The following is a 13,687-nucleotide window of genomic DNA, read 5'->3' as shown; positions in this document are numbered from 1 at the left end:
TGATTCAGGGCTTTCTGTGCGTTAATGGGTTAGTACTTTCTACGCCGCACTTTTAAGGCGTTTGGCATCACGCGGATTTTTCGCATGATCCCCGCTAAGTGGACTCGGTCTTTGGTGCTTAACAGTACCGTCACTGTATACAAACGGCCATCGCGCTCTTCGGTAGAGAGGCCGTGAATATTCGAGCCAGTATTGGAAATAACATTGGTTAAATCGGCCAGCGCACCTTGACGATTGTGCATATCCACCGTCAGTTCAGCGATAAAGTCTTGGTCGTAATCTTTGGTCCATTCCACCGCCATGTATTTATCGGGCTCTCGTTGGTAGCCGCGTACATTTGGACAGGTTTCACGGTGTACAACCAAGCCGCGTCCCGGAGAAACATGAGCAATGATCGAATCATCAGGGATTGGATGGCAGCAATTAGCGAAGGTTAATAAAATGCCTTCTGCGCCCCGGATAGGCAATTTTTTCTTCGCCGAACCGTCAGGGTTTTCTGTTTCGTTGAGCTCATCGGCATTGCCCAGTAAGCGGCGTGCGATGACGATACTCATTAGTTCACCCAAACCAATCGCGGCGAGTAAATCTTGCTCGTTAGCGATTTTAAGTTCACTTAATACATGGGCAAAGTTTTCTGGGCTGATATCGGCCAGTGAGCGCTCACCGAGGGCGTGATTGAGCAATCGTCGACCTAAGGTGATTGACTCTTCGCGGCGCATGGTTTTCAGCACTTGACGAATTTTAGTCCGCGCCCGTGAGGTCACCACATAGTTGAGCCAAGCGGCGTTTGGTCTTGCGCCGGGCGCACTGATAATCTCGACGGTTTGACCATTTTTAAGCGGTTTACTCAGTGGGTAAGGGTTGCGATCGACTCGTGAGCCAACGCAAGTATTACCCACATCGGTATGAACCGCGTAAGCAAAATCGACCGCGGTTGCGCCCATCGGCAGTTCTACGATGCGCCCTTTTGGAGTAAAGACGTAGATTTCATCGGGGAAGAGATCCGATTTTACGTTTTCAATAAATTCAAACGAGTTACCCGCACTTTGTTGTAACTCAAGTAAACTTTGCATCCAGCGCTGGGCTTTTACTTGCGCGGTGGTGCCTCCTCGTTCGCCATTGGCTTTATAAGACCAATGAGCAGCAACCCCTTTGTCGGCCATTTGATCCATATCTTCGGTGCGAATTTGCACTTCGACAGGGACCCCATGTGGACCGACCATTGAGGTATGTAACGATTGATAGCCGTTGGCTTTAGGGACCGCGATGTAATCTTTCACTCGCCCTGGACGAGGCTTGTAAAGGCTATGGACTTGGCCCAATACGCGATAACAGGTATCGGCAGAGTCGACAATCACTCGAAAAGCATAGATATCCATAATGGTGTGAAAACGCTGTTCTTTAGTCTTCATCTTGTTATAGATGGAATAAAGATTTTTCTCTCGGCCAACGACTCGCGCTGAGAGGTTGACTTCTCGTAAGCGATCTTCAATTTCACTATGGATGCGTTGAATCATCTCTTTGCGATTACCACGAGCCGCTTTGACCACTTCTTTGAGGACCCGAAAGCGATTCGGATATAAGGCTTCAAAACCCAGCTCTTCGAGCTCAGTTTTAATATTATGGATACCTAAGCGGTGAGCGAGAGGGGCGTAGATCTCTAATGTTTCGCGGGCAATTCGCCGTTTTTTATCGGGACGCAACGCACCGAGCGTACGCATGTTGTGCGTACGGTCAGAGAGTTTGATCAAGATAACTCGAATGTCTTGCACCATCGCTAGCACCATTTTGCGAAAATTTTCCGCTTGGGCTTCTTTACGATCGCGAAACTTGAGTTTATCCAGTTTAGATACACCATCGACCAGTTCGGCGACAGCACTACCAAATTGGGCTTCTAGTTGTGCTTTAGTGGCAGAGGTATCTTCGATAACATCGTGCAGCAAGGCAGCTTGCAGTGTTTCTAAATCCAAACGCATTTCTGCTAGGATTCGAGCCACTGCAACAGGGTGGATAATATACGGTTCCCCGCTTGAGCGGGTTTGCCCTTCATGAGCATCTCTTGCCACTAGGTAAGATTGGCGCAGAGCCTCTATTTGAGGCTCTGTGAGATATTCTTGGACAACACTTTTGAGGCTATCGAATAGATACAAATTTCAGGCCCGTCAGTTGAATCCTTGCTGATACAGAATTAGCGGTTATGAACGATGCTGCTTACCGCGGCTAACTCTGCTGCTTCTTGCTCTTGTTGCTCTTGACGCTCACGATTATCAAGTACATCTTTCGTGATCAGACCTTCTTCGATTTCGCGTAGAGCGATAACCGTGGTCTTATCGTTCTCTTCCGGCACTAGAGCGTCTTTACCGCCCGTTTGAATTTGACGAGCGCGGCGAGCCGCAATCAGAACTAAGTCGAAACGGTTGCCAACTTTTTCAACAGCGTCTTGAACAGTTACGCGTGCCATGAGAACTCCAAATAGTTAACTAAAATAGGGTTGATTGTAAAGTATACAGCCTAACGCTAACAGATACTAGCGACAGGCGATGCCCAAATTACATCGTCATCCAACGCAAGTCAGCCGTGTTAGTGATGGCGACTTTCGTTGGTGGACAAGGCGGGGTTATTCCGCCAATAAAGCCGCGATCATCGATTGATATTTAGCGGCTTGTTTATCTTGCTTTAATCTTTCTGCGCGTAAGATGGCTTTAAAGTCCATCAAAGCGACATCGAAGTCGTCATTGACGATCACATAGTCGTATTCACAATAGTGAGAGATCTCAGAGCGAGCTTCGCTCATACGTTTAGCAATCACGGCTACGCTATCTTGTCCACGTGTATTCAACCGGCGCTCCAGCTCTTCCTTGGAGGGCGGTAGAATAAATACGCTTTTTGCGTGAGGCATTTGCTGGCGAATTTGTTGCGCGCCTTGCCAATCGATATCTAGGAAAACATCAATGCCTTTCTCTAGCGTATCTTCGATCCAGACTCGCGAGGTTCCGTAGTAATTACCGAACACTTCGGCGTATTCAAGGAATTCACCTTGCTCAATCAGTGCTTCAAATTGTTCTTTTTGCACAAAGTGATAATGCACGCCATCTTGCTCTCCAGGCCGCATTCCACGAGTGGTATGTGAGACGGAAACCTTCATCGCATAGGTTGGGTTTCGTTCCAATAGTCCTGCAATTAGGCTAGATTTTCCTGCGCCACTAGGTGCAGAGACAATATACAGAGTACCTTTGCCCATTTATTCGGTTCCACGTTTGAGTTGGAAGATGAGAGAAACGCTATTTTATCATTGTAAATTAACGCTAGTTTTATCTTAAGACTAGCACTGACCCAGTGTAATGCCGTTTAGAAAGTGGCAATTTAGGTCAGAAAAATGGACGCGAAGAGTAGCATGATCCAGCGGATCGGCTCAAGTAAAAGCTGTGGCTATCTCGATAGGCTAATCTGTGTACAGAAAAATTTCTTATTGAAGATAACGATTGCTTAATAAGTAACCCTTGCGAGCTTATCCTGTTTGCGTATAATCGCCGCCCTTAATTCAGCAATTGTTGTTCGATTAAGTAACATTATTAACTGAAGCTGCGGCTTTCCTTTGGGTTCCCTCGCCCCCAAACCAAACTAAAAAGGTCCAATATGAGTCCGTTTACTCCTGCTCAGTTGCGCAAAGCGCTGGTGTATTTAGTGTTATTTCATTTGGTGATTATTGCGTCAAGTAATTACCTTGTTCAACTACCGTTCACACTCTTCGGTTTTCACACCACGTGGGGCGCGTTTACGTTTCCTTTTATCTTCCTTGCCACCGATTTAACGGTACGTATTTTTGGTGCTGGTTTAGCGCGTAGAATCATCTTTTGGGTGATGCTTCCTGCGCTTGCGGTTTCCTATTTGTTATCGGTAATTTTCTTTGAAGGCCAGTTCCAAGGTTTCACACCACTCAGTGAATTTAACTTGTTTGTTGCGCGTATTGCGGTAGCGAGTTTTATGGCTTATTTGCTGGGGCAGATCTTAGATGTGCATGTCTTTAATCGCCTAAGACAGATGAAACAATGGTGGGTAGCGCCAACCGCGTCAACCCTATTCGGTAATGCACTGGATACAGTAGCCTTTTTTGCAATTGCTTTTTACCAAAGTCCAGATCCGTTCATGGCTGAGCATTGGACTGAGATTGCTTTGGTCGATTATGGTTTGAAGCTCTTGATCAGCTTAGGTCTATTTGTTCCGATGTATGGGGTGCTACTGAATTATTTAATTAATAAATTGACCTTGGTTAAACCCGAAACGTCAGGTAAGCCGATCAAGATATGAATAATCAGCCCAGCATAATGCTGGGCTGAATTGCACTTAAAGCGACGGACCGTTTAATGTTAGCCAGTCATGCCTTACTCGAGACAGCAAAACGCTGATAATCACTAAGCTTATTTTTAACGTTGGGTTAGTTTCGCTGACACAATAAAAGCAATAATCGATCATCGGCTGCTAGCTTGTACCAACCGGCTGTTAAGTTTTCTTCTGTCGCAGGGATCTGTAAATCTTCGCTAAAATCTGCGCGGGCACCGGCCTCACAATCCACGACTTGAGGTACGCGTCTGGCATGCATTCGTCGTTCAAAAAAATATAAGTCAACCAGAACCAATGCAGAGTAGCGTTGATTAACGCTGGCATTATTAATATCAGCGGCAACAAAGCGCAGTGTTTGTGGGTAAAGATAACTCCAAGGTCGCCAGCCTGAACTTTCTTGCGCTGTGCGTATCACTTCAACGCCAGCAGGTAATAGACTGCGTTGATGGCTAAACCAGGTGTATTCTGAGTAAATCTGAAAACCCAACATGCCAGCTCCGGCAAATACCGGAATAATCCAATTAGGTAGTTTTTTCAGGGTGATCGCTCTCAATAACAAGGCGATGCCTGCGGCGCCTAAACCAGCGGAAAAGGTGGCAATTAATTCCCAAAACATACGGTCATCCTACTCAAACATAGTGTCTTGCTAAAAATTCGGGCTTTCAGTTGAAAGCCCGAGTGTACAGTGGTGAGTTGATGTTAATCTTGTCACCTTGGTTGCGATTGATTAATGGTCAATCGCAACACCAGCGCCTTTTGGATAACGAACACTTTCTACCAAGTCCTGGATTTCTTTTGGTGGTGGCGCGGTAACCGCGGATACCGCAAAGGCAACAGCAAAGTTAATCATGGCACCCACAGCACCGAATGATAGCGGTGAAATACCATAACCGAATGAGCCAAATAGCCAGTTATCCGGTGTATTGGGCAGCATATTCGTGCCCGGGATAAAGAACCAACCTAAATAAGTAAAGATATAGAGTAGAGTCACAATTAAACCAGTTAGCATACCGGCAATGGCACCAGCGCTGTTAATACGCTTAGAGAATATCCCCATCATCAATGCTGGGAATAAGGTTGCTGCTGCGATACCAAAGGCAAGGGCCACCACCTGCGCAGCAAACCCGGGCGGATTGAGCCCTAGATAGGTAGCCAGCAAGATAGCACCGGCCATGGAGATCCGAGCGGCTAACATTTCTCCTTTTTCACTGATGCGTGGATTAATAATATTTTTGATTAAGTCATGACTAATGGCTGATGAGATGGCTAGTAACAAGCCTGCGGCGGTTGATAATGCAGCGGCAATACCACCGGCGGCGATTAAGCCGATAACCCAACTTGGTAAATTGGCAATCTCAGGGTTGGCTAATACTAAGATATCATTATTTACCGTTAACTCATTGCCAGCCCAGCCGCGCTCTGCCGCTTTTTCAGCAAAAGCAGGAGTGTCGTTGTACATTTGGATTCGGCCATCATTGTTTTTATCATCCCAGCGGATTAAGCCAGTTTGCTCCCAAGTTTGAATCCAGTCAGGACGTTCTGCGTAATTAAGCGCAGGCGCACTAGGACCATCAGGATAAAGGGTGGTTAACAAGTTTAAACGTGCCATAGAGGCAACCGCTGGAGCAGTTAAATACAGTAAGGCGATAAACACTAAGGTCCAGCCAGCCGACCAACGTGCATCCGCCACTTTCGGTACCGTGAAGAAACGGATAATAACGTGTGGTAAGCCTGCCGTACCTATCATTAATGATAAGGTAAACAGTACCATATTCAGTTTATTACTGACGTCAGCGGTGTAATCTTGGAAGCCAAGTTCACTGACAATTTCGTTTAATTTCACCAGCAGTGGTAGGCCTGATTCAGTGTGAGTACTAAACATACCGAACATCGGAATCGGATTATTGGTTAGCTGTAATGAAATAAAAACCGCAGGAATGGTATAGGCAATAATTAACACTACATATTGAGCAACTTGGGTGTAAGTAATGCCTTTCATACCGCCGAATACGGCGTAAATAAATACCACAGCAGCAGCGATCCAGATCCCCGTAGAAGAGCTGACTTCTAGGAAGCGGGAGAAAGCGACACCTGCGCCGGTCATTTGACCGATAACATAGGTCACGGACATGATAATTAAACAAACAACTGCCGTGATACGAGCGCCTTTGCTGTAAAAGCGATCACCGATAAAATCAGGCACGGTAAATTTACCGAATTTACGTAGGTAGGGTGCTAACAGCATGGCTAAAAGGACATACCCTCCCGTCCAGCCCATTAAGAAAGAAGAGTTGGCATAACCACCGGCAGCCAGCAAACCCGCCATCGAGATAAATGAAGCAGCAGACATCCAGTCGGCGGCGGTGGCCATACCGTTAGTAATCGGATTAACGCCACCACCGGCGACGTAAAATTCTTTGGTTGACCCAGCGCGGGCCCAAATAGCGATACCGATGTAGAGTGCAAAAGAGGCACCAACAAACAGTAAGTTAATGGCAAATTGACTCATGAAAATTACTCCTCTACACCAAATTTTTTATCTAACTTGTTCATTTTCCATGCATAGATAAAAATGATCGCGATAAAGGTAATAATTGAACCTTGTTGTGCAAACCAGAAGCCCAGATCCGTCCCGCCAATATGAATGCCAGCGAGCATCGGGCGCAGCAAGATTGCAAATCCATAAGATACTAAGGCCCAAACGATCAGGCTAATTGTTATGTAGCGCAGGTTAGCGCTCCAGTAAGCGGCGGCGTTGTTGTCATGATCAGCCATAGTGGTGTCCCCTTCTTCCCTGTAATGTTAAATTATTGTTACTCTTGAAGGTTAGCAGGCTTTATGCTGGCGATCTGTGCAACTTTAGTCGTGATGGGGGCTGTTTTATTTGCTTGATTTATAATGGTTTATTTTTGTTTTTAGCGGTTTTTTTAGTGAGTAGAGCGAAGAGATTAGCCAAAGGTATAATAAGCGCTATTCGCTCAATGAGGCGTCTTTGCTGGATCTATTTTGTCTAAATCGTCATTTGTTTACATAAACTTTTCGTTACTGTGTCATAAAGTAGTGCACAATATAGACCAGAGACAATGGGTTAGGGCGATATCATTAATCGATGATAGGAGGATACGTGGACGCAGTTACCATTAATAGTTTTTTTCTGATTGGAGCATTACTGATCGCATTAAGCGTTTTGCTCAGTCCCGTATCATCAAAATTAGGCATTCCGATTTTATTGGTGTTTCTCGCCGTCGGTATGCTGGCGGGAGAAGATGGCTTAGGGGGAATTGTTTTTGATAATTATCCCTTGGCCTATTTGATTGGTAATTTGGCGTTAGCAATCATTTTGCTGGATGGCGGGATGCGCACTCGGGTGGCGAGTTTCCGTGTCGCTTTATGGCCATCGATCTCCCTCGCCACTTTTGGGGTGGCGATTACCACCACGCTGACAGGCTTGATGGCCATGTGGCTCTTTGATCTGAGCTTATTACAAGGGATCTTAGTCGGTGCCATTGTTGGTTCGACGGATGCGGCGGCGGTATTCTCATTACTGAAAGGTCGCAGCCTAAATGAACGGGTAGGGGCGACACTGGAGATTGAATCGGGTACCAACGATCCGATGGCGATATTTCTTACGGTTACTCTGATTGCTGTTTTGGGTAATCAAGGGATGGATTTAAGTGCTGGATTTTTAGCACTGAGTTTTGTTCAGCAATTTGGTGTTGGTGCGTTGATGGGCTTGATCGGAGGTTGGCTATTGTGGAAGTTGATTAACCACACTCAACTGCCAGAAGGGCTCTACTCAATCTTAACCGTCAGTGGCGGCTTAATCATTTTCTCCTTGTCTAATACCTTAGGTGGTAGCGGCATTTTGTCGATTTACTTAGTCGGTTTACTGCTCGGTAATCGCCCAACTCGTGGTCGTCAGTCAATTTTAAACGTGCTGGATGGCATGACGTGGTTGGCTCAAATTGGCATGTTCTTGGTACTCGGGTTATTAGTCACCCCTTCTAATTTACTGGATATTGCTTTACCAGGATTAGCTTTAGCCTTTGGGATGATTGTCTTTGCGCGTCCGTTGTCGGTGTGGATAAGCTTATTGCCGTTTAAAAGCTTTACCGCTCGTGAAAAGTGGTTTGTCTCTTGGGTGGGTTTGCGCGGTGCGGTGCCGATTATCCTTGCTGTATTCCCGATGATGGCTGGGCTACCTGACGCACAGTTGTATTTTAACCTCGCCTTTTTCGTGGTCATGGTGTCGCTGATCGTGCAGGGCGGCTCGTTAACTCAAGCGATGAGCTTGGCTAAAGTTGAGTTGCCGCCCAAACCTGAGCCGATTTATCGTACTGGTGTCGAAGCTTTTCCTGCCAGTCAGTGGGAGCTGTTTGTCTATCGACTCAAAGAAGATAAATGGTGTATCGGTGAACCGCTACGCAACTTGTTTATGCCGGAAGGAACTCGAATAGTCGCGGTGTTTCGCGATCAACAATTGCTTTATCCGTCCGGTAGCACTCAGCTACAAGAGGCGGATATTCTCTGTGTCTTAGGTCAAGAGAACGATCTTCCAGCTTTAAGCCAATTGTTCAGTGAAGCGCCAGAAAAAGCCTCGTTGGCTCGCTTCTTTGGTGATTTTTTCTTGGACATTAATACCAAGTTGGTCGATGTTGCGCTGTTATATGGTTTAGATTTAGGTGATCAATCGGCAAATATGACGCTGAAAGAGTTGGTTGCTGAGCAGTTAGGTAACAGCCCTGTATTGGGGGACTATTTTGAATGGTACGGCTTGCAGTGGGTGGTAGCGGATGTGATCGATTGGCAAGTGACCAAAGTCGGTTTACGCTTACCTGCCGAAGAGGAAGAGTCGACAGAATAAGTCCTATAGTTAACTCAATGGACTGGCAGTGAGCGCGGGTGATGACGCACACTGCCAGTCAACTACCATTCGATTTGTTTGAGCAAAATCACCGCTTGAGTTCGGTTGGTGACATTGAGTTTGCGAAAAATTGCCGTCATATGTGCTTTAATGGTCGCTTCTGAGACGTTGAGTTCATAGGCGATTTGTTTATTCAGTAAGCCGTCGGAGAGCATCCCCAACACTTTATATTGTTGGGGCGTGAGCGTGGCGATTTTCTCGGCTAAATCATTGCCTTGATTAGGCATGTCCGCTAATCCTGCGGGGAAAAAAGGTTCGCCATTGAGTACCTGATTAAGGGCGCTGATCAAGCTGCGCATATCGCTCGATTTAGGAATAAAACCAAACGCACCATGATGTTTGACTTGAGAGACTATCGCTGATTCTTCACTGGCAGAAATAACCACGATGGGCAACTGAGGGTAAAGCGCGCGCAATTGAATCAAGCCCGACATGCCATTGGCTCCGGGCATTTTCAGGTCGAGCAGCAGTAGGTCAACATCCGCTTGCTGGCTTAATAAGCTCAATAAAGCGTCTAATGAATCTGCTTCAAGTAAATGAGCCCCGCTGATCGCCATATGCACGGATTGAAACAGCGCATTACGAAACAATGGGTGATCATCAGCGATAATAATGGTGTAGGTCGAATCCATGACGTTAATTACTTTTGAACATTTAGTTACAGAAATTATTGTCTTGTTTGTTGATAGTCACAATGGCGATGAACTAAAAGTCTGAACTGTATCGCCTTTTTATTGTGCTCAATGAAAAAAGCGTCAAATGGGTAAGCACTTGACGCTTAATAATAGGCTTCGTTTACGAAACGATTTTTAGCTTATCAGCTGGCCGGTTTCTCAAACACCGCGACTGACCAAGCCGGAAGCGATAACTTACCGTTATTGACATTGGCTCCTGCACCAATCGAGTTCGCGCCAGCATCTTGCTGAATGCTATGCTGCTGATAGCCAGTAGCGTCAAAGTTGGCAAAGTTTGCTAAAGGTTCTGGTGAGGCGTTAATCACTACCAGCAGACCTTGGCGCTTGGCATCAATCGCACCATCAAAACGCTCACCGCTATTATCAATGCTCATGACAATCACACCAGCAATTTGCTCGCTGCCTGTGTTGTGGAATTGAACTCTATCGATAATGGTTTGCCCTTTACCTAGAGTGAACAGACCAGATGAAGCGCGCAATTGAATCAGCTCATGGAAGTAATTCAACATAGCTTCTTTCTGCGCTTTATCTGGCTGAGCGTTAGTACCGGCTCCGTTGATCACCGCTTCAATCATTGACCAGTTCTCGCCATCTTTATCTTCACGTGGTAAGCCGATATTCCAGTTGTGACTTTCCATAGTAAAATCGACGCGGTTATACCAATCACCAGAGTCGTAAGAGTCTCGCTGCATCGATTTAGAACGCAAAATCTCACTGCCCATATGAATAAACGGCACCCCTTGACCTAATATCGCCGTCGATAAGCTCACCGCTTGCATGCGCACGCGCTCATCGCTTGTAACACCATAGGCGATCTTGAACTGGTTATTGTCCCATAAGGTTTGATTATCATGTTTGGAAACGTAGTTCTGGATTTCCCAAGCATCTTGCGCATAGCCTGTGGGCTGGCCGTTGTAATCAAGATCATGACCCGTAATCAAGTTATCGTTACGGTCAATAAAGGGAAAGGCTTTTAAGTTTCCAGCCATACCGACTCGCACAATATCAGCCAAATCTAGTGCGGTTGCGCGGTTATCGCTTGCCGCTAGATCATTAGGTAGAATATAGATGCCATTACCAAAACCTTGGTTACTACGTAGCAGTTCTTGACCATCAAAGGGACCGCCGCCACGCACGGCATCCCGTAGCCGATCCGAGAATGAACCGATCCCCGTACCGGCTAAGTTAAGCTGTGTCGCTTGCTTGAATTGGCGATCATTGGCCACTTCACCAAAGTTCCAACCTTCACCATAGAAGTAGACCTCAGGATTGGCCTGTTGCGCTACTTTGAAAGTGCCTAGAATTTGCTCAAGTGGGTGATGGCCCATTAGATCCCAACGGAAGGCATCAATTTTGTATGCTTTGGTCCAAGTATAAATCGAATCATCAATTAATTTCGCAAACATCCGATTTTCTGGCGCGGTATTCGAGCAGCAGGTCGAGGTTTCTACTTGGCCAGAAAACTCGTTCAAACGTTGGTAATACCAAGGGACAATTTTATCGAGTACCGATTTATCTGAGACGCCAGCTTCATTGGTGTGGTTATAGGCAACATCGATCACCATGTTCATGCCAATCTCTTGCTTCACCGCCATCACCATCTGACGGAACTCTTTAATGCGCGTTGTGCCATCAGGGTTGGTTGAGTATGAGCCTTCGGGAACGGTAAAGTGGAAAGGATCATAACCCCAGTTAAAGCTATCGACATCGCGCACAAAGCCATTGAGGCGTTGCACCACAGGGTTTTGTTTATTGTCATCGCCTTTTAACTGATGGAATACTGCCGAAATGGTCATGTTACCGCTACAATAACTACCAAAATCATCGTCGTTTTGCACCGCGGGCTGTAATTGACACAGTTTGCTAAATGGCTGATCAATATCGGCTACTTTGGTTGGGTCTTCATTAATGGTAGCAATATCAAATACAGGCAGTAGATGTAGGTGGGTGACACCTGATTCTGCCAATTTTTGCAGATGCTTAACGGGCACTGTCTCTGATTGAGCAAAAGCAGTAAATTTACCACGGTGGGCTTTCGGTGTGCTGTCATCTAAAGCCGAGAAATCGCGCACATGGGCTTCATAAAGCACAAACTGAGCAGGGTTAGTTTGCGAATGAGGCGCTTTTAAATCATCCCAACCAGCAGGTTTAAGGTCAGGATGATAGAGATTCACCACTTGGCTATATTCTGAGTTCATCGCCAAGCTAAGTGAATACGGGTCCGTGACTTCATAGCGTTCCACTTTATCCGTGGCTGGATGATAAACCGTTACTTGATAGCGATAAAAATCGCCATGTTTTAGCTCTGTCCCTTCTACTGACCAACTGCCTGATTTAGCATCAAATTTCATTGCTATAGGAGCTTGGACTTTTTTATCAGCACCATAAGGGATCAGCTTGACGGATTGAGCGGTTGGCGCCCAGAGACGGAAAGTTGTTGTATTACCATTCGTTAGTGCGCCGTATGGCAACTTGACAGCTTCATCGGCATAGAGAGCATCCAAGGCACTGGCGGGTTGGACTTCTGTTGCTTGAATTACCCCTTGATTATCACTGGCGACTAACCAGAGCTGGCCTTTGAGTAATTGTTTCAATTGCTCTTCGCTATAGTCAAAACTAAAACCAACAAAGTCATCTTTGAGATGTGGTTTGTCTGATGTCCAATCATTGGCGGCTTTAAGCTTAGAGGTAAACTGGCTATCAAAACCAGTCACCGATTTGCTGGCGGAATCAAAACGAAGCTCACCTTGCGCTGAATGATAGAGTGTCACCGAGGTCGCCTCTTTATTACCGACCAATAAAGTCTTAGCGTCAGCAAATATAGCACTGGCACCGATGACATCCACTTGGCCTTGTGGCAAGCGTGCTAATGGTTGATAAAAGACTTTATTGGTACCTTTAAATAGCATCCCAATCGCTCCAATGACCCCTTGTTGAGCAAACTCAAACTTCAAGTTGTCGGTTTGATAATTGCCATTATTAGCAATGAGATTGATACAGTTCTTATCGTCGTTGATGGGTAAGTCCCAATAAGCACCATAGGTTTTACTCAATCCAGTCGGGCTGATCCCCGGCCAACTTGTTTCTCCGGCATCGTAACTGCTGCATTCACCATCTTTATCGTTCCAAACATGCAGTCTAAAATCGCTTTCGTCACCATCTTGGCTATTAAGGTAAATACGTAATGTATCTTGTCTTAACTCACTTCTAGCAATTAACTCAGGGTAAACGGCGGCTACTCCTTGTTGGGTATAGACGCTGGCATTTTCCCCTAGTTGGGTTAAGTCAATTTTCGTATCAATTTCACCCAGTGGTTTATCGTTACCAAAGTGAGGGATCATATTGATGCACTGTGAAGCATCTTGCGTGTAGGGTAGGTGCCAGTAAGCTCCGAAGGTGGCATCAATCCCATTTGGAACGAGACTATTGTTCCACTCGGTATTGCTTCCTGCATAGGCACGACAATGGTTATCGTTCCATACGTGGAGAGTGAGCCCTTGATAAAGTTCGTTATCGCTAGTTTGACTACGTAATGTGGGGTCAGCTTTATAAAAAACGGTGACCGTTTGTGCTTCTGCGGCGATATTATCATCCGATGACGAGTTACAACCGACCAGTAAGCCGCCTGCCAAAATGGGCAGTATGGCTTTACTTAATGTCGAAAAGTTAGGTTTGTTCACGTTCTAAGTCCCTAGTTTTCTATCTAATCTATAAAAAATTAATTAAA

Annotated in this window: 10 protein-coding genes; 2 read left to right on the top strand and 8 right to left on the bottom strand. The window is 45.9% G+C overall.

Annotated features, from left to right (window positions below; genetic code table 11):
- Positions 1-29: 29 nt before the first annotated feature.
- The 3 genes from spoT to gmk all read right to left on the bottom strand — a co-directional run bounded on the left by spoT (position 30) and on the right by gmk (position 3,241).
- Positions 30-2,150: a bifunctional GTP diphosphokinase/guanosine-3',5'-bis pyrophosphate 3'-pyrophosphohydrolase gene (gene spoT / locus FKQ60_RS13350; RefSeq protein WP_115152787.1), complete on the bottom strand. Its 2,121-nt coding sequence runs from the start codon at positions 2,148-2,150 to the stop codon at positions 30-32.
- Between the two features lie 38 nt (positions 2,151-2,188).
- Positions 2,189-2,461, bottom strand: coding sequence for a DNA-directed RNA polymerase subunit omega (gene rpoZ / locus FKQ60_RS13345; RefSeq protein ID WP_004394406.1), 273 nt, complete (start codon positions 2,459-2,461; stop codon positions 2,189-2,191).
- A gap of 156 nt (positions 2,462-2,617) precedes the next feature.
- Positions 2,618-3,241: a guanylate kinase gene (gene gmk / locus FKQ60_RS13340; protein WP_040903908.1), complete on the bottom strand. Its 624-nt coding sequence runs from the start codon at positions 3,239-3,241 to the stop codon at positions 2,618-2,620.
- A 395-nt stretch (positions 3,242-3,636) separates the two neighbouring features.
- Between gmk and FKQ60_RS13335 the strand changes: the two genes are divergently transcribed.
- Positions 3,637-4,308 carry a 7-cyano-7-deazaguanine/7-aminomethyl-7-deazaguanine transporter gene (locus FKQ60_RS13335; RefSeq protein WP_004394408.1) on the top strand — a complete coding sequence of 224 codons (672 nt, stop codon included), beginning with the start codon at positions 3,637-3,639 and terminating at the stop codon, positions 4,306-4,308.
- Between the two features lie 127 nt (positions 4,309-4,435).
- Here FKQ60_RS13335 and FKQ60_RS13330 read toward each other — a convergent pair whose 3' ends face one another.
- The 3 genes from FKQ60_RS13330 to FKQ60_RS13320 all read right to left on the bottom strand — a co-directional run bounded on the left by FKQ60_RS13330 (position 4,436) and on the right by FKQ60_RS13320 (position 7,116).
- Positions 4,436-4,957 (bottom strand): hypothetical protein, encoded by a 522-nt coding sequence (locus FKQ60_RS13330; RefSeq protein ID WP_040903910.1) that lies wholly within the window; start codon positions 4,955-4,957, stop codon positions 4,436-4,438.
- Between the two features lie 111 nt (positions 4,958-5,068).
- A complete protein-coding gene (locus tag FKQ60_RS13325; protein ID WP_004394410.1) occupies positions 5,069-6,850 on the bottom strand; it encodes a sodium:solute symporter family protein in 1,782 nt (593 codons plus the stop codon).
- Positions 6,851-6,855: 5 nt separating this feature from the next.
- Positions 6,856-7,116, bottom strand: a complete 261-nt coding sequence (locus FKQ60_RS13320; protein ID WP_154169935.1) for a DUF4212 domain-containing protein — start codon at positions 7,114-7,116, stop codon at positions 6,856-6,858.
- A 349-nt stretch (positions 7,117-7,465) separates the two neighbouring features.
- Between FKQ60_RS13320 and FKQ60_RS13315 the strand changes: the two genes are divergently transcribed.
- Positions 7,466-9,205 (top strand): potassium/proton antiporter, encoded by a 1,740-nt coding sequence (locus tag FKQ60_RS13315; RefSeq protein WP_170906644.1) that lies wholly within the window; start codon positions 7,466-7,468, stop codon positions 9,203-9,205.
- Positions 9,206-9,267: 62 nt separating this feature from the next.
- On the opposite strand, the gene FKQ60_RS13310 is transcribed toward FKQ60_RS13315, so the two are convergent.
- Complete coding sequence (locus FKQ60_RS13310) at positions 9,268-9,897, bottom strand: response regulator transcription factor (protein ID WP_170906643.1); 630 nt, start codon at positions 9,895-9,897, stop codon at positions 9,268-9,270.
- Positions 9,898-10,082: 185 nt separating this feature from the next.
- The gene (gene pulA / locus FKQ60_RS13305) at positions 10,083-13,640 is read right to left on the bottom strand and encodes a pullulanase-type alpha-1,6-glucosidase (RefSeq protein WP_170906642.1); all 3,558 of its coding nucleotides are present in this window, start codon (positions 13,638-13,640) and stop codon (positions 10,083-10,085) included.
- Positions 13,641-13,687 lie beyond the last annotated feature (47 nt).

The sequence above is a fragment of the Vibrio sp. A11 genome (genome assembly GCF_013048705.1).
GTDB classification, from domain to species: Bacteria; Pseudomonadota; Gammaproteobacteria; order Enterobacterales; family Vibrionaceae; genus Vibrio; species Vibrio metschnikovii.
Note: the sequence above shows the minus strand (reverse complement) of the source record. Positions and strands in the feature narration are given on the sequence as shown.

What these genes read in the sequence shown, in the direction of transcription:
- FKQ60_RS13335 (WP_004394408.1), top strand. Translation starts at nt 3,637, where the DNA reads ATGAGTCCGTTTACTCCTGCTCAGTTGCGCAAAGCGCTGGTGTATTTA.
- FKQ60_RS13325 (WP_004394410.1), bottom strand. Translation starts at nt 6,850, where the DNA reads ATGAGTCAATTTGCCATTAACTTACTGTTTGTTGGTGCCTCTTTTGCA.
- rpoZ (WP_004394406.1), bottom strand. Translation starts at nt 2,461, where the DNA reads ATGGCACGCGTAACTGTTCAAGACGCTGTTGAAAAAGTTGGCAACCGT.
- FKQ60_RS13310 (WP_170906643.1), bottom strand. Translation starts at nt 9,897, where the DNA reads ATGGATTCGACCTACACCATTATTATCGCTGATGATCACCCATTGTTT.
- FKQ60_RS13320 (WP_154169935.1), bottom strand. Translation starts at nt 7,116, where the DNA reads ATGGCTGATCATGACAACAACGCCGCCGCTTACTGGAGCGCTAACCTG.
- FKQ60_RS13330 (WP_040903910.1), bottom strand. Translation starts at nt 4,957, where the DNA reads ATGTTTTGGGAATTAATTGCCACCTTTTCCGCTGGTTTAGGCGCCGCA.
- gmk (WP_040903908.1), bottom strand. Translation starts at nt 3,241, where the DNA reads ATGGGCAAAGGTACTCTGTATATTGTCTCTGCACCTAGTGGCGCAGGA.